We start from the raw sequence: 17,451 nt of genomic DNA, 5'->3' as shown, positions 1-17,451 counted from the left end.
CTGGGCCCTCGACCTGCGGGTTGAGCCGGTCGAGGTCGCCGACCTGCTCTGGATGTTCGACCTCCCGCTGTGGCAGCTCAACGGCGAACGCGGGCGCCTGGTGGCGCCCGGCCCACGCCGTCCGGAGGTCAACGCAACACCAGACAGTCCTCGGGCAGCGCGACGGTGGAATGCGGAGCGGCTGCGCAGCGGCATTCGTGCCGGCTCGAGGCAGTGACGTAAGCACCGGGTGTCAGTCCCAGCAGTCCCTTGAAATCGCGCATGAAGTGGGCTGGATCGAAATAGCCGGCGTCCTCCACGATCTCGGCCACCGACCAGCCCCGGCCCAGCGCCTGGCAGGCCCGCCCGACGCGGATCAGCCGGGCGCTCTTCTTCGGTGACAGCCCGACCTGCTGGGCGAACCGGCCGGCCAGCGCCCGCGAGGACAGCCCGACCGCATCGGCCAGCTCACCCACCCGGATCATGCCGCCGCTGGTCTGGAGCAGTCGCCAGGCCCGCTCCATCTCAGGACTCCACCGTGGCCCGTCCGCGCACCAGTGCCGGATCGCGGTGGCGAGAATGCTGAGCCGGCCCTCCGAGCTGGGCGTCCGGAGCAGATCACGCTCGACGGCCAGGGCCAGCGGGCCCAGCAGCTCGGCCGGCTGGACCACCCGATCAGCGAGCAGTTGCAGCGAATCGCCGAACGCGCGAAAGGCGATCCACGGCGGCAAGGTGGCGCTGACCGTGTGGCAGTCGCCGTCCCGCCGTACTTCGAGTGCGCGCGTGCGCGGGCCGATCAGCGCCGCCGATCGAGCCTTGGTGGAGCCGGTCGGCGCGTCGCCGAGCTCGAAGACGAGCCGCACGCCGTAGGTGAGCAGCCGTCCGCTCACTGGCCGCTCCCGCGCCACTGCAACGTCGCCCAACCGGACGCCCGGCAGGTTCACCTCCGCGCGTGGCTCGGCGACAGTCAGCTGCCCTTTGCCGCAGGCGCAGGAATGCCTTGTGGCGGCGTCGACCGGTAACGACGGAAAAGTTTCTGGTATCGAAAAGACGCCGACGGGCGTCCGGAAATCATGTGCGGATGAGGTCATCGCAGAGTCCTTCTCAGGCCGGTATTCCCCCCGGTACTGGAAGTCAAACGTTACGTACGCCTCAGAGCATGGTCGGTGGTCGTCGCCGGACGGAATTCCGAGTAATCATCATGATGATCCCCAAGTCTCGGAAGAGAGAACTGAACACCACCGCATGATTCCACGCGATGACAACGATGGCATCCCTTTCAAAGATGATCGAAACGTAGCCGAATCGTGGGGTGCCGGTCAGGGGGCGGACGAGCCGCGGGTCTGCTCCTGCTGGACCAGCTCGTCCAGGTCCTTGAGGCGGGTCCGGGACGACAACTGACGGGCGATCCGCTGGTTTCCCTGGAGGCGCTCGGCGTTGCGATCGAGGAACCACCAGTAGCCCGCGGTGAACGGGCAGGCGTCGTCGCCGACGCGCTTGCGCGGGTTGTACCGGCAGTCTCCGCAGTAGTCGCTCATCTTGTCGATGTAGGCGCCACCGGCGGCGTACGGCTTGGTGGCCAGCAAGCCGCCGTCGGCGTACTGGGACATGCCGACGACGTTCGCCACCATCACCCAGTCGTAGCCGTCGATGAAGGAGCGATGGAACCAGTCGGTCACCTCGTCGGGCCGCCAGCCGCGCTGCATCGCGTAGTTGCCGAGCACCATCAGCCGGGGGATGTGGTGGACCCAGCCGTGCTCGCGGACGCCGCGCAGCGTCTCGGACAGGCAGCGGGCGTCCACGGTGCCGTCAGCGTCGAGGTCGGTGAACCACTCCGGCACCGTACGGCGTGCCGCCAGCGCGTTCCGGTGCCGGTACTCCGGTCCGAAGTGCCAGTACAGATGCCACATGTAGTCGCGCCAGCCGATCAGTTGCCGGACGAACCCCTCGACCGACTGCAGCGGCGCGTCGCCTGCCCGGTAGGCGTCCTCCGCCCGTTCGACCGCCTCGACCGGGTCCAGCAGCCCGAGGTTCAAAGGGGCCGAGAGCAACGAATGTGCCATCCAGTCGTCGCCGGCCAGCATCGCGTCCTCATAGGGCCCGAACGACGGCAGCCGGTGGGCGACGAAGTCGCGGAGTACGTGCAGGGCCTCGCGTCTGGTCGCGGCGAACCGGCGCGGGCCGTCCTGGCCGACGAAGCTGACGTCGCCGGCCTGCTCCCAGCGATCCAGGTCGGCCCGGACCTCTTCGTCGATCTCGTCCTCCTGCGGCCACCACGGTTCCGGCGTACCCAGAGTCGACTGGGCAGGCGGCGCCTCGCGGTTGTCGTGATCGAAGTTCCACCGGCCGCCGACCGGGTTGGAGCCCTCCATCAGCACGTCGAGCCGAGCCCGCGCCTCGCGGTAGAAGTCCTCCATCAGCAGCCGCTTCGCGCCGCGCCGGGACGCCCACTCCTCGAAGTCCTCGCGGCTGGTCGCGAACCCCCGGGCCGGCAGCACCTCGACGTCGGCCAGCTGACGAACGAATCGCTCAGCGGCGTACGACGTCGGGCTGCAGACGCTCAGCTCCCCGCGCACCTTGTCCCGCGCCTCGCCGTACGTGTTCGCCTTGACGTACTGCACCTGGTCCCCGAGCTCGGCCGCGCGATGCCGCATGGCGGACAGCACCAAATGTGCCTTCTGCCGATGGAACCGCCGCCGCGCGAACACCCGCTTCGATTCGATCATCAGCACTTCCTGATCCCGCGCATCCAGAAAGTGCGGCCCCAGCTGATCCCCGAACAACCACCGACGACTCATGGCTGATCAGTATTCCGCTACTGCGAGTGGTGACCACCGAACTTATGCAAGGGTCGACCAGCGCAACGATCGCCGGCGGTGCGGACCGGCGTCGCTGGGCTCGTGCTTCGGGTCAGCTGGTGCGCTTGGTCAGCTGGCGCGGAAAGCGGCGGTGAAGTGGTCCGCGGCCTCCTGCTGGGCCTGCTGAGCCTTGTCCAGGACCGCGGCCGCACCGAAGAACTCGTGCATCATGCCGTCGTACCGGCTACTGGTGACCGCCACGCCGGCCGTCTCCAGGTTCACGGCGAACTGCTCGCCCTGGCTGCGGAGTACGTCGCGCTCGTCGGTGATCACGAGCGTGGTGGGGAGTCCCGCGAGCTCCTCCTTGCTGACGTCGAGCAAGGCGATCCGGGGATCGGTGGCTGCCTCCGGCACACCGTGGAAGGCGTGCATGGCCATCCAGGACAGCAGCGGCCGGTTCAGCGGCCGGGAATCGGCTGCGTCCGCGAACGATTCGCCCCACTGCTCGGCTGTCGTCAGCGGGTAGACCAGCACCTGGGCGACCGGCAGGGGTTCACCGGCCTCCTGGAGCTGCAGGGAGGTTGACGCGGCGAGGGTTCCGCCGACCGACTCGCCGCCGATCGCGATACGGGCCGGATCGCCGCCGAGCTGGCCGGCATTGGTCTGCAGCCAGCGGTAGGTGGCGAGGACGTCGTCGTGGGCGGCCGGGAACACGTTCTCGGGAGCCCGTCGGTACTCCGGCGACACGACGATCGCGCCGGTCTTGTTCACCAGTCCGCGACAGGACGCGTCGTAGGTGTCCACGTCGTACAGGACGAACCCGCCACCGTGGATCCAGAGGATCACCGGCAGCAGCGTCGAGTCGGCGCCCTCGGGCTTGTAGATCCTGACCGGCAGCTCGCCGCCGGCGGTGCCGAGCAGATTGACGTCTTCGACCGATCCGACCTGCTCGGGATCGGTTGACTTGCCGTCGGCCTCAAGGATCTGGTGGACGGCATCGACCAGGGTCGGCTGGCGCCGGGCCTGCTCGGGCTTGAGAATCTCGAGCGGCTTCGGGTCCAGCGCGGCGAAGGTGTCCATCAGCCGCTGCGCCTGCGGGTCGAGCAGTCCGGAGGCATCGGTTCCGAGCGTGTGGACGCGCCCGCTCGCCTTGTCGCGGAGCTTGTCGATCATCGCCGCCCCCGCGTCGGCCAGCTTGTGGCCGAGGCCGCTGGAGGGCGCCGCCGGGTGGGAGTAGGTCGGCGCTGTGCGTTTCGCCGCCAGGAACTCCTCGCCCAGTACGGCCATCCGCTCGGCGCCGGCGCCGTTGCGCATCTCGGGCAGGAAGATCGTCTCCTCCTCGTTGGCGTGTTCGCGGATGTCCTTGATGATCGCGGCCAGCGCCTGCTCGAACTCGGGCTCGCCCGGCTCGGTCTGCTCGACCGTCTTGACGAGCTTCTTGACCTCAGCGTGCTCGGCGATCAGTTCCTCGGCGTCGTCGTTGCGGCCGAGGCGCTGGAGCTCGGGGTAGAAGGTGCGCTCTTCCGCGTCGGCATGCAGGGCGACCTGGAAACAGATCTGGTCGGCGAGGATCTGCCGGTCACCGCGGCCGGCCTCGATGTGCTCGAAAAGCCGGTTCACGGCGGCGTGGTCGTTGGTGATCATGTGGTCGACGTCGCCGGGCTGGGTCGGGTAAGGCAGTGCCATGGTCCGAGCTCCTGATGCAGTTGAATTGGTGGCTGGTGCGTTGTGGCCGCGCTGTCGGCTCAGGTCCCGAGATCCGACGGGTAGGCGGTCTCCCAGTCACGTTGCTCGACCTCGAGATCCAGGCCGGCGTCCTCGCCCTCGACGGTGACGTGCGACATCGCCGTCGTCGGGGTGGCGCCGTGCCAGTGCCAGCCGCCCGGGGGATTGGTGATCACGTCACCGGCGCGCACCACGTGCACGGCGTTCTCGTCGGCGACGATGCCGACGCCGTCGGTGACGACGATGTGCTGACCGTTCTCGTGGCGATGCGGCACGGTGCGCGCGCCGGCTGCGAAGTGCACGCCCATCGACTTCTCGTCGGGCAGCGCGCAGGGCAGCGGCTGCACCTTCACCCCGTCGGGGTTGTTGAACAGTGCCTTCAGCTTGTCCGGGACCGGGCCGCCTTCAGCAGCGTCGGCAGTGGCGAACTCGTCCATTGTTGCTCCCTGGGGTTGGGTTCTGGGTACTGGTTCGACACTAGGAACTCGCTCGCCGTGACAACAGCGGCGGATACGACGCATTCGGCATCGATTCCGACGCTGAGCTGTCGGACTTGGTGCTGTCCGCACCAAATCCGACAGTTCACTCAGGAGCGATCAGTTGAACAAGGACAGCGGGATCGAGTCGGCGAGCAGCTTGTAGCCGGCGTCGTTGGGGTGCAGGTTGTCGACGCTGGCGTAGGGAATCCGCAGCGAGTCCGGGTTGAGCGGGTCGCGGATCGTCGCGTCGAAGTCGATCACGGCGTCAGCGGCGCCGCTGGTGCGGATCCAGTCGTTGACCGCGTGCCGCTTGGCGACCACGTCGGGCAGCGAGAAGGTGGTGAACAGCCCGCGGGCCGGGAAGGTCAGGCTCCCGCTGGGCGTGATGGTGGTGGCGTAGACCTTGATCCCCCGGGCGTGTGCGGCGGTGATGATCTGCTGCATGCCGGCGATGACCTGCTGGGCGCTGATCCGCTCGGGGTGCCGGCCGGGAATTCCGATGAACGGCGGGTTGGCCAGGTCGTTGATGCCGGCCTCGACAATGATGTATTTGACGTCGGTACGCGACAGGACGTTGAGGTCCAGTGATTTCACCGAGCTCGGGCCGATGTTGTCGAAGACAACGCGCTGGCCGGCGACACCTTCATTGAGTACCGATACGTCTTTGTAGCCGGAGCTCGCCTGCAAACGCTCGCTGAGGAAATCCGGATAACGGTTGTTCGCGTTGATGGTGGACATCAGACCGTCGGTGATCGAGTCGCCGAGAGTGACCACGCTGCGGGCGGTCGGCGCGCCGACGACGTCGACGCCGCTGAGGAAGTAGTACGAGATGCCGTTCGGCAGGAAAGGCACCGAGGTGAGCGGCAGCGCCGGATTCACGCCGCTGACATTTCCGAGAGCCAGGTAATTCACCTGGTTGCCGATCGTGTGCTGGGTGGAGGCTCCGGTCAGGTTCGGGACGTAGAAGTCGATGACCAGGTTCTCGAGTGCGCGGACCGGGAACGCCACCGGATCGGAGTACCGGTCCTGACCGGCCGGAATCGTCACCGAGGTGGATCCGCCGAAGGTCAGCGGCTTACTGCTGCCGGGAACGAAAGCTGCCCCCTGCACCGCCGCGGCGAGCGTCGCGGCACTGACGAGTTGGCCCGGGAAGTTGGTGACGCTGGTCGGCAGCGGGGGGACGCCCAGACCGGCCGGCAGGTTGTCGATTCCGGGCACCTGCTTGGCGATTTTCGCGCTCTGGAAGGTGATCGGCTGGGTGCCGTAACGGTTGGTGAGCCGCACCCGGGCGGTCTCGCCGCTGAGGTGCGGCCGGACGATCTGCCGCAGTGTCTGGGCGACGAACGTGAGCGGCATGCCCAGCGTGTTGTCCGGGCCGAGCGGAGTCATCGGGGTCGCCGACCAGCTCCCGACCCAGTTGTCCGTGGTGGTCTGGCCGGCTTCGAGCGGGGTGGCCGCGGTGCCCGTCTCCGCGGTGGTCAGGCCGAGGGCTGCCATCGACAGGGCGAGCAGCAGCACTCCTCCCCGACGGCGGATCGTCGTTCCGGTCGAGCGTGGCGTTTTGGTGGATAACACAGGGGACTCCTTCGTCGTCGTACCTGAAACTTGCACTACCTGCTCGCCGGAATTTGTTTGAATTAAACGGGTGAATCCGGTTTTCGCGCAGGCCGGACAGCTCCGCCGGCTAACGGCGGAAAAAGACGCAGAGATATCTCGGGCGGTGACGCAGAGTTGCCCATGAACGGGCAGAAACCCGGGCCGGGTGAGAAATCTCGGGCGACATCGGGGCGGATCGGTCGCGCCGGTTGGGGGATCTAGCTAATGGGGGCTTAGAGCAACTTGCTGTACTCCTCGATGAACAGTAGAACGGGGTAAATGAAATTGGCAGATCTGGATCCGACGCTTTCGACACCAAAAGCGCCCGGCGGGGGTTACGGTCGTCCCAACAGCTTTTGGGTCCAGGGAGGACGGGTATGGATGTCGGACTGATCGCCGTCGACGGAGTCGCCGACTTCGGTCTGTGTGCGCTGCTCGAGGTACTGAGTACCGCGGTCTCGCTGCGGAGCGAGACCGACGGCGCGGGGGAGCCCTGGACAGTCACGCCGCTGGGGGTCCGTTCGGAGGTGATCACCGGATTCGGTCACCGCGCCCCGACCACTCCGATCGCGAGCCTGTCGCGGCTGCCGGACGTCTTGGTGATGCCGGCCGTCAGCACCAGGAACGTCTCGGAGTTGACCGAATGCCTGACCAGCCGGCAGAACAGTCCGATCCTGGACTTGCTGGGCCGAGCTCGTTCCGGGCACGCGGAGATGGCCGCGGCGTGCACAGGCACGTTCTTCCTCGCCGAGGCCGGTGTGCTCGACGGCGAGATGGCGACCACCAGCTGGTGGCTGGCGCCGTTCTTCCGGCGCCGCTACCCGAAGGTCGACCTGCAGGAGGGGCTCATCCTCAGCCAGGGCGAGGGCCTCACCACGGCCGGTGCCGCCTTCTCGCACATCGATCTGGCCCTGGCGATCGTCCGGTCCCACAGCCCGGACCTGGCCGAGCTGGTCGATCGCTATCTGCTGATCGGCTCCAAAGCCAGTCAAGCAGCCTTCGCGATCCCTGCCGTGATGGCCGGCTACGACCCACTCACCAGCGCCTTCGAACGCTGGGTCCGCGGACACCTGACCGAGCCGATCCAGGTCGGCGCCGTGGCGCAGCAGCTCGGTGTCTCCGAGCGCACCCTGCAGCGAACGACAGCGGAGGTGCTGGGCATGAGCCCGGTGGAGCTGATCAATGCGATCCGTCTGGATCGAGCCACCCAGCTGCTCCGCACCACGAACCTGACCGCCGCCGAGATCGCGACCCGGGTCGGTTACCTCAACGTCAGCACGCTCCGCAGCCTGTTCCACCGCCGCGGCACCACGATGAGCGAACTACGCCGCAACGCCCCGCAACGAGTCTGACACCGGCAAGAAGTTGCCAATAGCAACAATACTCGAGTGGACCGTGGTCGAGCGGATGACGTTCGCCAGCGACTACCCGCTGGACGATCCGGTCGAAGCCTTCGTGGCACTCGAGAAGTTGGGGTTCACCGCGGAGGAGATCCGCCGGATCGGGCACGACAACGCGGCGGAGCTGTTCGGTCTGGGTGGGGTCACAGCGTCCGGCTGAGGAACGGGCGGATCAGGGCGACGACCTCGTCCAGGTGGGATTCGAGGAGCCAGTGGCCGCCTCCGTCGAAGAGGTGGAGGTCGGCTGCTGGGAGGTCGGTGAGGTATGCGCGTGCCGACTCGGCCGGCATGTAGCCGTCCTCGGGGCCCCAGACGATCAGCGTCGGGGGCTGGTTGTCGCGCAGAAACGCCTGGTACTCCGGATAGCGCCGCACGCTGTTCGCGATCTCCTGGAAGAAGCCGATCATGATGTCCCGGTTCGGCTCCATCAGCGGCCAGGCCAGGTGCCACAGGTCGGGGCTGATCCGTTCCGCGGTGGCTGGCGGAGTCTCGCCGAGGATCTCCTCCCGCAGCCCTTCCGCGGTGACCGCCTGCGCGAGCTCCGCCCGTCGTTCAGGCGACGGATCGGCCCAGTAGGCCTTCAACGGCTCGTACTTCGGGCCGAGGGTGTGCTCGTAGGCGTCGCCGTTCTGGATGATCAGCGCGGCGATCCGCGAGGGATCCTTCAGCGCGAGCTGGAACCCGACCTGGGAGCCGTAGTCGAACAGATAGAGCGCGAACCTGTCGATCCCCAGCTCGGCCAGGAACCTGTCGAGCAACGCCGCATAGCCACCGAAGCTGTAGTCGAAGTCGTCAGGCGCGTCGCTGTAACCGAACCCGGGAAAGTCCGGCGCGATCAGCCGCCACTGGTCGGCGAGGGCCGGCATCAGCCCGCGGTACTGGAACGACGACGACGGATAGCCGTGCGGCAACAACACGACCGGCGCGTCGGCCGGCCCCGCCTCCCGATAGAAGACCCGGACCCCGTCGATCTCGATCGTCCGATGAACCACGCTGGGCATCCGCATCCTCCTCAGAGCAGACCTGCTGATGGCACCGAGGCTAGCCAGCGAAGGGTTCCTACTCGTCGCCGATGGCAACTTCGTGCCGCTGGCCGAAGGTGTTGCGGTAGTTGTGCGGGGTCAGCCCCGTACGCCGGGTGAAGTGCTGGCGCAGGCTCAACGGAGTACCGAAGCCGCAGGATCTGGCGATCGCGGCGATCGACTCGGAGGTGGACTCCAGCCGCTCCTGGGCGGCGATCACGCGTTGGTCGATCAACCAGCGCAGTGGCGTCGTGCCGGTCGAGTCAGCGAATCTGCGAGCGAGAGTGCGCTCCGACATCGAGGCGTGGGCGGCGAGTTCGGTGATGGTCCACGGGTGGGCGAGGTCGGCGAGCATGCGCGTCTGGAGCTCGGCGAGCGGCTCGTCCGCGGAGGCGAGCGGCACAGGCTGGGAGATGAACTGGGCTTGCCCGCCCGGCCGGAACGGCGCGGTCACCATCGTGCGTGCGATGGTCGCGGCGGCGGCCGCTCCGTGCCGGCGCCGGACCAGGTGCAGACACAGGTCGATTCCTGCCGCGGTCCCGGCGGAGGTCCAGATGTTGCTGTCGCCGACGTACAGCGGTCGCTGGTCTACCTGTACGGAGGGATACCGGGCAGCGAGGAGGTCCGAGTCCTGCCAGTGCGCGGTGGCTCGCTTGCCGTCGAGCAGGCCGGCCGCTGCGAGGATGAAGGTGCCTGAGCAGAGCGCGGCGATCGTCGTACCGCGATCGTGGGCTGCCCGCAACGCAGTCAGTACTGCGTCCGGCGGCTGCGCCAACGGGTCCTCTACGCCGGGCACGACGACCAGATCGCTGTCCTGCAAGGCGTCCAGCGAAGCCTGCGGAGTACAGGTCAGCCCGGAGTCCAGAGTGTGACCTGACGGATCGGGTCCGCAGATCGTGAAGTCGAACCCCGGCACGCCGCGGGCGGTGCGATCGAGCCCCCAGACCTCGGCGGCCACGGCGAACTCGAACACCCGGACGCCGTCGAACACCAGCAGCGCGACCTTCTCCATGGCAGAAATCTAATCCGATGTGGCAATAGCGCCACTCACCGATGAGCGTCGCGGGCCGCCAGGCTTGGTCCGATGACTACCGGATACACCCCTGGCCACACCGACGGCGCAGTCAGCTTCATGGCCCGCCGGTCGCTGCAGACGCACGGGCAGTTCTTCCTGCCCCACCTCAGCCCTGGGCTCGACGTGCTGGATCTAGGCTGCGGGCCGGGCACCATCAGCCGCGATCTCGCAGCAGCGGTGGAACCCGGTTGGGTGGTCGCGGTGGATCAGGCCGACCGCCTGTCCGTTCGGGCAGAGAATCTGACCTTCACCTCCGCGTCCTGTTACGACTTGCCATTGGCCGGTCAGTCGGTCGATCGGGTGTTCTCGCATGCCTTGTTCGAGCACCTGGCGTCACCGTTGGACGCACTGGCGGAGGCCAAGCGCGTACTGCGCCCAGGCGGGGTCATCGGTTTGTGCAGTCCGGACTGGGGTGGGTTCCTGCTGTCGCCGCCGTCGCGTGCGGTCGACGAGAGCCTCGAGTGTTATCGGGACCTGATGATCTCCAACGGCGGCGACCCGCTGGCCGGCCGCAAGCTGGGGACCTGGCTGGAGCAGGCCGGCTTTCGCGAGATCCACGTCGCGGCCCGGTACGAGAACTACGTCGGCTCCGCCACGATCGCGCAGTACCTGGCTGATCAGCTGGACGAGGCCGGCTCGCGTCACCACGCCACGAGCCTGCGCGAATGGGCCGCTGGCGGCACGACTCTGTTCGCTCAGTGCTGGGTCAGCGCTACCGGTCGGCGGTGACCTCAGTCAGAGGCGAGAACGGTCCGCTCGATCATCGTGACGACGAGCTCGGTGGCCGCGGTGGTGTCGTAGGCCGGGTCGTCGACGTGCTCGGAGACGATGGCGTCGATCGCGCCGCCGATGATGATCGCGGGGGAGCGGAGGTCGACCTCTCCGGTGAGGTTCCGCGCTTCGCGAGCCGCGCCGAGGACCTGGGCGAGCGGCCCCCAGCGGGCGGCGGGGTCGGCCGGCTCGCCGGTGTGGATCGCGGCCTCGATGATCATCCGGGTGTGCCGCGGGTTGTCGCGCAGATGCCCGATCATCGAGCGCACGTACACAGCCGGCCAGTCCTCGGGCGGGGCCGCGTCGATGGCTTCGCCGACGGCGGCGATCAAGCCGGCCAGGACTTCGGCACGCGCCGTCTCGACCAGCGCGTTCTTGGACGGGTAGTAGTACAGCACCGCGGCCTTGGTGACGTCCGCGCGATCGGCGATCTTGGCCAGCGAAGTGCCCGCGTAACCGACCTCGGCGACCAGTTCGACGGTGATCGCGATCAACTGGGCGCGGCGAGCCTGTTCGGTGAGTGTCAGCTTCCGGTCAGGCGGCAACTTCGGCATGACCCTGATTCTACCGTATGGTTAGATTACTTACCGCATGGTTAGGAGACGGATATGACGAAGTCTGGCGAAGGCAGGAAGCGCCGCTGGCCGCGGATCGTCCTGGGGGTGATCGTGGTGGCGGGTGTCGCCGTCGCGCTGGTCCTGCGCTCCCCGTCCCCGGTCGGTCACTGGAACAGCGCCGAGGGCTATCAGGACTACCTGGACAAGTACGACCGGGCGATGAAGGACGTGCCCGCGCCGACGCTGGTGCGCGACATCCGTACGGAGTACGGGGTGGTGCGGGTCTATCGCTTCAACGGCACCGGGTCGCGGAAGGCCGAGCCGCTGGTTCTCTTGCCCGGTACGTCGTCCGGTACTCCGGTGTGGGCCGACAACATGCCATCGCTGCTGCGGATCGGCGACGTCTACACGTTCGACCTGCTGGGGGAGCCCGGCCTGAGCATCCAGAGCCGGCCGATCAAGACGTCCGACGACAAGGCTGCCTGGCTCGACCAGACCCTGGCTGCCCTGCCGGAGAAGAAGTTCCACCTGGTCGGCCTGTCGATCGGTGGCTGGACGGCGACGAACTTCACGCTCCGGCACCCCGACCGGGTCGCGACCCTCACCTTGCTCGACCCGATCAACGTCTTCGACGGGATGCCGCTCGAGACCGTCGTCCGGTCGATCCCGGCCGCGATCAAGTGGCTGCCGCGTTCCTGGCGGGACAGCTTCAACTCGTACACGGCCGGCGGAGCACCGGTCGAGGACGTGCCGGTCGCCGACATGATCGAGGCCGGAATGAAGAACTACACGATGCGCCAGCCGCAGCCCGAGCGGATCACCGAGGAGCAACTCGCGACGCTGAAGCTGCCGGTGCTCGCGATCCTGGCGGGGAAGTCGGTCATGCACGATCCGCCGAAGGCACGCAGTACGGCGGAGAACGCGCTGAAGAACAAGACGGTGAAGCTGTACCCAGAGGCGTCGCACGCGCTCAACGGCGAGTATCCGGACCAGATCGCCGCCGACCTGCAGGCCTTCCTCGCCCAATGACGCGTCAGGTTCCTGCCAGCGACTGCCCTCGGTGCGGGCATCAGCTCTTCGCGGACCCGCGCTATGTGTCGTGGTGCGAGAAGTGCGACTGGAACGTCGACCCCCAACCCGGTCGTGCGGAGTCCCGAGCCCAGTTGGCGGCTCGAACTGGATCGGCGAGTGGCCGCCGAGTTGTCTCGCGAACTGGAGCGCGGCGCGATCCACCCTCCGGACCGGTCGCCGGCTCGAGCCGCCGCCTTCTTCCTCGCCCTCGTGGTCTTCGTGATTCCAGTACTGGGCCTGGCCGGTGTGGCGGCTCTGCTCATCTTCCTTCGCCCGTTGTGGTGGAGCATCCTGCTCGCGGGCATCGTCCTGTTCGTCACCGCGGCGTTTCGCCCCCGCGTCACGCATCTCCCCGCCGCGGCGCAACAGGTCTCCCGCCACCAGGCTCCCCGGCTGTACGACGTACTGGATGAGCTGACCGCCTTGCTTGGCGCGCGACGCCTGACTGCTGTCGCCGTGACCACTGAGCCGGTCATCTCCGTGATCCGGGTCGGCTGGCGCTTCCGTCGGGTGCTGCTGATCGGTATCCCGCTGTGGGCCGGGATGGACGCCCAGCAAAGGATCGCTGCGGTCGCTCACGAGATCTGCGACGACAAAGGCGCCCTGCACCAGACCGTACTGCGCGGCGCGCGTCACCTTCTCGATGAGCTGAGCCGATCGTTCACCGCGGGCCCTCTCGACGAGGTCCGGTACGACGTGGTCCGCCGGGCGAGCGGCGCCGACCTCGTCATCGTGGGAAGCACCGAGGACCAGGTCGTCCACTATTACCTGACCAAGGCGGCACATCTCGCCTTCGGACCGCCCGTCCGGGCCTATCACCGGTTGCTGGACCGACTCGACCAGGCCGGCCACCAGCGCACGGAGTACCTGATCGATCGCCAGGTTGCCCAGACCGCAGGCTCCGAGGCCGCAGCAGGAGCGCTGGAACGCGCCCTGATCGCCGACACCGTCTACCGAGCCCTGGAACGCGCGACTCGGTTCGACTCTGGCGTCGAGCCGCTGGAAGTGGTTCGTCGAAGCGCTGCCGACATTCCTCCCCACGAGCTGGCCCGGCGAATCCGGGTGAGCCGGCTCGGCAACACCCGCAGCGACGCGCACCATCCGCCGACCCACCTCCGCACCAAACTCCTCCGCCAACTCCCCGCCCCGGCGACCATCACCCTGACCGCCGCGGACCACGCAACTCTTGATCGAGAACTTGCTCCGGCTTTCACCGCCGCGGTCGGGGAGTTCGCGGTATTGGTTGCCGAAAGCTCCTAAATTCTCCGCTGCGTGTGGGGTAGGCCCGGACGGGGTACCAGGCCCGCATGTTCCCAGCAGAGAACCTCCGCGACTGGCAGGGCGAGAATGTCATTGACAACGAAGGTAAGAAGATCGGGGAGCTGGAGGCGGTCTATGTCGACACCGCCACCGACGTCCCCGCCTTCGTGACGGTCAAGATCGGCATCATCGGACGGTCCCGGCTGGCGTTCGTGCCCGTCGACGGCGCCACGGTGACCCCGAAGGCGGTCCGGGTGCGCTACCCGAAGAAGCTGGTCCACGACGCTCCCTCGATCGACACCGACGGCGAGCTGACCGGCGCGGAGGAGCCGCGGGTCTTCGCCCACTACGAGCTGCCCTACACCGCCACGTCGGAGGGCGAACGGCGTCTCGGCCGCCGCTGACTCGATTGATGACGGGGTACCGGCAGGTTTCCACTCCCCATCGTGAGGAACACCTGCCGTGAATGCCACCGAAGCCAGCGGTCCCGATGTCGTCGACGTCCTGACCGCCGACCACCGCGAGGCCGAGGAGCTGATCGCTGAGATCCTCGCCAGTCCGGACAGCAACCGGCAGCGAGACCTGGCCGACCAGTTGATCGCCGAGCTGATCCGGCACTCGGTCGCCGAGGAGATGTTCGTCTACCCCGCGATGCGCAAACACCTGCCGGACGGCGACAGCGCGGTCGACCACGACGTGGCGAAGCACAAGGAACTCGAGCTGTTGATGAAGCAGCTCGAGGGCGCTGACGCCGGCCAGCCGGACTTCCTCGGTCTGATCTCCCAGATCCAGGCGGTGCTGGCCGACCACGTCCGCGACGAGGAGAACGAGCAATTCCCGCAACTACGCGCGCATCTGCCGCAGCACGACCTGCTCAGCCTCGCCGAGCGCGTCGACCTGGCCAAGCAGGTCGCCCCGACCCGCCCTCACCCGGCCGCCCCGAACAGCGAGCTGTTCCACAAGCTCGTCGGCCCCGGGGTCGGCCTGGTCGACCGCCTCCGCGACCGCCTCACGGACCGCCCGACCTGACCCTCCGCGAGCTCACGCAGTACTGCGATCGCCCGGTAGTCCGCGGCATCGCGACACGACTCAGATCACCGAACGACCGGCGGCCAGCCGCTAATCTGCCGGAGAGGAATCGACCTGGCTGCCGGAGGACCACCGTGGCGAAGAAGCAAGCCGACCCGTTGCCGCAACACACAGTCGAGGAGATCCGCGCCGCGTGCGAGGCTCCCCTTCCCCCAGGCGTGGCGATGGTCCTGCTCAAGAAGACCGTCACCGGCCTGCAGATCCACGACGGCGGCGTCTCGGTCCTCGACCGCCCTGACCGCCCCTGGCGTCAGCTGCCGCCGGTGACGAAGGTGTCCCGCGGCGCGTTCATCCGCAGCCGCATCAGGCTTCGCTTCGCCGACGGCACCAAGGCCACGATCCGCCCGTACAAGCCGAAGTTCCGCTGCCTCCTCGAGACAGGCAAACGCGACAGCCTGAACCTCACCTCCACCAGCAGCGGCGATTCCCGCAGCAGCGACTCACCCCTGGACGCGATCGCCGCCGTCTTCGTCATCCTGGCGGCGCTGGTGCTGTTCCCGATCTCACTGTTCATGCTGGCCCGCGAACTACTCGGCGTCTCCGCCCGGGCCCAACAGGCAGCCGTATTGCTACCTCAACTTCAGGCCATCGCCCAGCCCAAGTAGCCCGCCGCCCGAACCTGAGGCACCCACATCTCCGCCGGTCAGTCGGTGGGGTCGGGTGGGGTGGGGAGGGTGCGGGCCAGGAAGTCGCGGAAGGCGCCTGCTGCCGGGGTGAGGGGGCGGTCGTCGAGGACTATCAGGCCGATGGATGGGTGGGTGAGGTGGGAGACGGGGTAGATCTCGACCGGGGGGCCGGGGGCGTGGGCCGCGGAGGCTGCGACTAGGGCGACGCCGAGACCGGCGGCGACGAGTTCGCGGATGCTGGCGGGGCTGTAGGTCTCGAACTCGATGCGCGGGACGAAGCCTGCGGCGGCAGCAGCCTTGGTGAGGATGTCGTGCAGCCCGCTGCCGGTCGGGAGGCAGACGAAGCTCTCGTTGCGGGCCGCGGCGAGGCTGCCGGCGGGGTCGCTGAGTCTGTGGCCCGGTGGGCTGACCAGGACCAGGCTCTCCTCGACCAGCGGTCTGGCGATGTACCGCGATGGCAGGTCGGCGTGGATCGGGCCGAGGACGACGTCGAGTTCGCCGTTGTCGAGGGCCTCGAGCAGGATCTCCATCAGGCCGGACCGCAGCGACAGGCCGAGGCCGGGGTAGCGGCGGCGGAAGTCGGCCAGCTGGATCGCCAGCTGGAGGGTGCCCATCACTTGGGTGGCGCCGATGCGCACCCGGCCCCGGAGTACGGAGGAGAGCTGCTCGAGCTCCGCGCGGGCGCCGTCCAGCTCGTCGAGAACGCGCCGGGTGCGGGCCCAGAACAACTCCCCGGCGTGGGTGAGGGAAACCCGCCGGGTACTGCGCTCGAGCAGCACGGTGCCGAGTTCGGTCTCGAGCCGCCGGATCTGCGCAGAGATCGCCGGCTGGGCTATGTGAAGACTCTCCGCCGCGCGGGTGAAGCCGCCCTGACGGACGACCGCGTCGAAGTAGACCAGCTGGCGTAGCTCCATCCATTCATCGTGGATCACGATAGATCGCAGCGCAAACCGGTCTTGGACTTATGTCTCGGCAGCCAGCACCGTTGACCCATGCAGCAAAGACACTTGGGACGTAGGGGATTCACGGCCGGGGCGCTGGGACTGGGATGCATGGGGTTCTCCCAGGGCTACGGACCGGCCGACGACGGGGAGTCGATCAAGGCACTGCACAGGGCGGTCGAGCTGGGGGTCGACCTGCTGGACACGGCGATGAGCTACGGCCAAGGGCACAACGAGCAGGTGGTCGCGCGGGCCCTGGCCGAGTTGGCCAACCGGGGGGAGGTGAAGGTGGCGACCAAGTTCGGCATCGTCCGGACCGAGCAGGGCGTCTCGCTCGACGGGCGCCCCGAGCACGTCCGCGGCTACTGCGACGCGTCGCTGGAACGCCTCGGTGTCGACGTCATCGATCTGTACTACCTGCACCGGGTCGATCCCGAGGTGCCGATCGGCGAGACCGTCCAGGCGATGGCCGAGCTGATCGACGCCGGCAAGGTCCGGTACCTCGGCGTCTCCGAGGTGACCGCGGAACAACTGCGGGCGGCCGACGCTGTCCACCCGATCACGGCGGTCCAGTTCGAGTGGTCGATGCTGTGGCGCGAGCCCGAGCTCGACATCATCCCGGCCGCCCGGGAACTCGGCGTCGGTCTGGTGCCTTACAGCCCGCTCGGACGAGGCCTGCTCACCGCCACCCTCGACCGCGACACCGTCGGCAGCAGCGACTTCCGGCGGACCGATCCGCGGTTCCTGGACGACAACCTCGAACGCAATCTGCGGCAGATCGAGGCGCTGCGCACGGTGGCCGACAGCCTGTCGATCACGCCCGGGCAGCTCGCGCTCGCGTGGCTGCTGGCCCAGGGGGACGACGTGGTCCCCATCCCGGGCACCCGCCGGCTCGACCGGATCACCGAGAACGCCGCCGCCGCGGAGATCGAGCTCAGCCCGGCCGAACTGGACCGGCTCGACCTGGCCGTCCGGCCGGACGCGTGGGCGGGGGACCGGCGCTCGTTCGCCGTACCGGCCACGACTCGCACCACCACCTGACCACCACCTCACACACGGCGG

At 68.0% G+C, this 17,451-nt stretch carries 18 protein-coding genes; 9 read left to right on the top strand and 9 right to left on the bottom strand.

The features are described 5' to 3' along the window. Positions 1-128: 128 nt before the first annotated feature. From AB0P21_RS39805 to AB0P21_RS39785, 5 genes are all read right to left on the bottom strand, one after another. Positions 129-869, bottom strand: a complete 741-nt coding sequence (locus tag AB0P21_RS39805) for an AraC family transcriptional regulator (RefSeq protein ID WP_363704454.1) — start codon at positions 867-869, stop codon at positions 129-131. A 429-nt stretch (positions 870-1,298) separates the two neighbouring features. Beyond that, positions 1,299-2,777: a cryptochrome/photolyase family protein gene (locus AB0P21_RS39800; protein ID WP_363704452.1), complete on the bottom strand. Its 1,479-nt coding sequence runs from the start codon at positions 2,775-2,777 to the stop codon at positions 1,299-1,301. A 129-nt stretch (positions 2,778-2,906) separates the two neighbouring features. Then, positions 2,907-4,463: an alpha/beta hydrolase fold domain-containing protein gene (locus tag AB0P21_RS39795; RefSeq protein ID WP_363704450.1), complete on the bottom strand. Its 1,557-nt coding sequence runs from the start codon at positions 4,461-4,463 to the stop codon at positions 2,907-2,909. 59 nt (positions 4,464-4,522) lie between these two features. Then, a complete protein-coding gene (locus tag AB0P21_RS39790) occupies positions 4,523-4,939 on the bottom strand; it encodes a cupin domain-containing protein (RefSeq protein WP_363704448.1) in 417 nt (138 codons plus the stop codon). Positions 4,940-5,098: 159 nt separating this feature from the next. Next, positions 5,099-6,556, bottom strand: coding sequence for an SGNH/GDSL hydrolase family protein (locus AB0P21_RS39785; protein WP_363704446.1), 1,458 nt, complete (start codon positions 6,554-6,556; stop codon positions 5,099-5,101). 398 nt (positions 6,557-6,954) lie between these two features. Here AB0P21_RS39785 and AB0P21_RS39780 point away from each other — a divergent pair, with 398 nt between their 5' ends. Both AB0P21_RS39780 and AB0P21_RS39775 read left to right on the top strand, forming a co-directional pair. Then, complete coding sequence (locus tag AB0P21_RS39780; protein WP_363704444.1) at positions 6,955-7,929, top strand: helix-turn-helix domain-containing protein; 975 nt, start codon at positions 6,955-6,957, stop codon at positions 7,927-7,929. A gap of 13 nt (positions 7,930-7,942) precedes the next feature. Next, positions 7,943-8,137, top strand: coding sequence for an amidohydrolase family protein (locus AB0P21_RS39775; protein ID WP_363704442.1), 195 nt, complete (start codon positions 7,943-7,945; stop codon positions 8,135-8,137). On the opposite strand, the gene AB0P21_RS39770 is transcribed toward AB0P21_RS39775, so the two are convergent. Next, positions 8,121-8,978 carry an alpha/beta hydrolase gene (locus AB0P21_RS39770; protein WP_363704440.1) on the bottom strand — a complete coding sequence of 286 codons (858 nt, stop codon included), beginning with the start codon at positions 8,976-8,978 and terminating at the stop codon, positions 8,121-8,123. The genes AB0P21_RS39775 and AB0P21_RS39770 overlap by 17 nt on opposite strands. Before the next feature lie 58 nt (positions 8,979-9,036). Beyond that, on the bottom strand, positions 9,037-10,011 hold the full coding sequence (locus tag AB0P21_RS39765; protein WP_363704438.1) for a helix-turn-helix domain-containing protein: 975 nt from the start codon (positions 10,009-10,011) through the stop codon (positions 9,037-9,039). Positions 10,012-10,083: 72 nt separating this feature from the next. Between AB0P21_RS39765 and AB0P21_RS39760 the strand changes: the two genes are divergently transcribed. Beyond that, on the top strand, positions 10,084-10,803 hold the full coding sequence (locus AB0P21_RS39760; protein WP_363704436.1) for a methyltransferase domain-containing protein: 720 nt from the start codon (positions 10,084-10,086) through the stop codon (positions 10,801-10,803). Between the two features lie 2 nt (positions 10,804-10,805). Here the strand turns inward: AB0P21_RS39760 and AB0P21_RS39755 are convergent, their stop codons facing one another. Further along, positions 10,806-11,399 (bottom strand): TetR/AcrR family transcriptional regulator, encoded by a 594-nt coding sequence (locus tag AB0P21_RS39755; RefSeq protein WP_363704434.1) that lies wholly within the window; start codon positions 11,397-11,399, stop codon positions 10,806-10,808. A 54-nt stretch (positions 11,400-11,453) separates the two neighbouring features. On the opposite strand from AB0P21_RS39755, the gene AB0P21_RS39750 reads away from it, so the two are divergent. The 5 genes from AB0P21_RS39750 (at position 11,454) to AB0P21_RS39730 (ending at position 15,427) form a co-directional block, all read left to right on the top strand. Beyond that, positions 11,454-12,431, top strand: coding sequence for an alpha/beta hydrolase (locus tag AB0P21_RS39750; RefSeq protein ID WP_363704432.1), 978 nt, complete (start codon positions 11,454-11,456; stop codon positions 12,429-12,431). 159 nt (positions 12,432-12,590) lie between these two features. Further along, on the top strand, positions 12,591-13,733 hold the full coding sequence (locus AB0P21_RS39745) for a M48 family metallopeptidase (protein WP_363704430.1): 1,143 nt from the start codon (positions 12,591-12,593) through the stop codon (positions 13,731-13,733). A gap of 47 nt (positions 13,734-13,780) precedes the next feature. Then, complete coding sequence (locus tag AB0P21_RS39740; protein ID WP_363704428.1) at positions 13,781-14,137, top strand: PRC-barrel domain-containing protein; 357 nt, start codon at positions 13,781-13,783, stop codon at positions 14,135-14,137. A gap of 58 nt (positions 14,138-14,195) precedes the next feature. Further along, entirely contained in the window at positions 14,196-14,762 is a 567-nt protein-coding gene (locus AB0P21_RS39735; protein WP_363704426.1) for a hemerythrin domain-containing protein, read from the top strand. A 134-nt stretch (positions 14,763-14,896) separates the two neighbouring features. Then, positions 14,897-15,427, top strand: coding sequence for a hypothetical protein (locus tag AB0P21_RS39730; protein ID WP_363704424.1), 531 nt, complete (start codon positions 14,897-14,899; stop codon positions 15,425-15,427). Between the two features lie 38 nt (positions 15,428-15,465). Here the strand turns inward: AB0P21_RS39730 and AB0P21_RS39725 are convergent, their stop codons facing one another. Beyond that, a complete protein-coding gene (locus tag AB0P21_RS39725) occupies positions 15,466-16,362 on the bottom strand; it encodes a LysR family transcriptional regulator (protein WP_363704422.1) in 897 nt (298 codons plus the stop codon). Positions 16,363-16,440: 78 nt separating this feature from the next. Between AB0P21_RS39725 and AB0P21_RS39720 the strand changes: the two genes are divergently transcribed. Continuing rightward, positions 16,441-17,430 (top strand): aldo/keto reductase, encoded by a 990-nt coding sequence (locus AB0P21_RS39720; protein ID WP_363704420.1) that lies wholly within the window; start codon positions 16,441-16,443, stop codon positions 17,428-17,430. The last annotated feature ends 21 nt before the right edge of the window (positions 17,431-17,451 follow it).

This window comes from Kribbella sp. NPDC056861, from assembly GCF_040687575.1.
Taxonomy (GTDB): domain Bacteria; phylum Actinomycetota; class Actinomycetes; order Propionibacteriales; family Kribbellaceae; genus Kribbella.
Note: the sequence above shows the minus strand (reverse complement) of the source record. Positions and strands in the feature narration are given on the sequence as shown.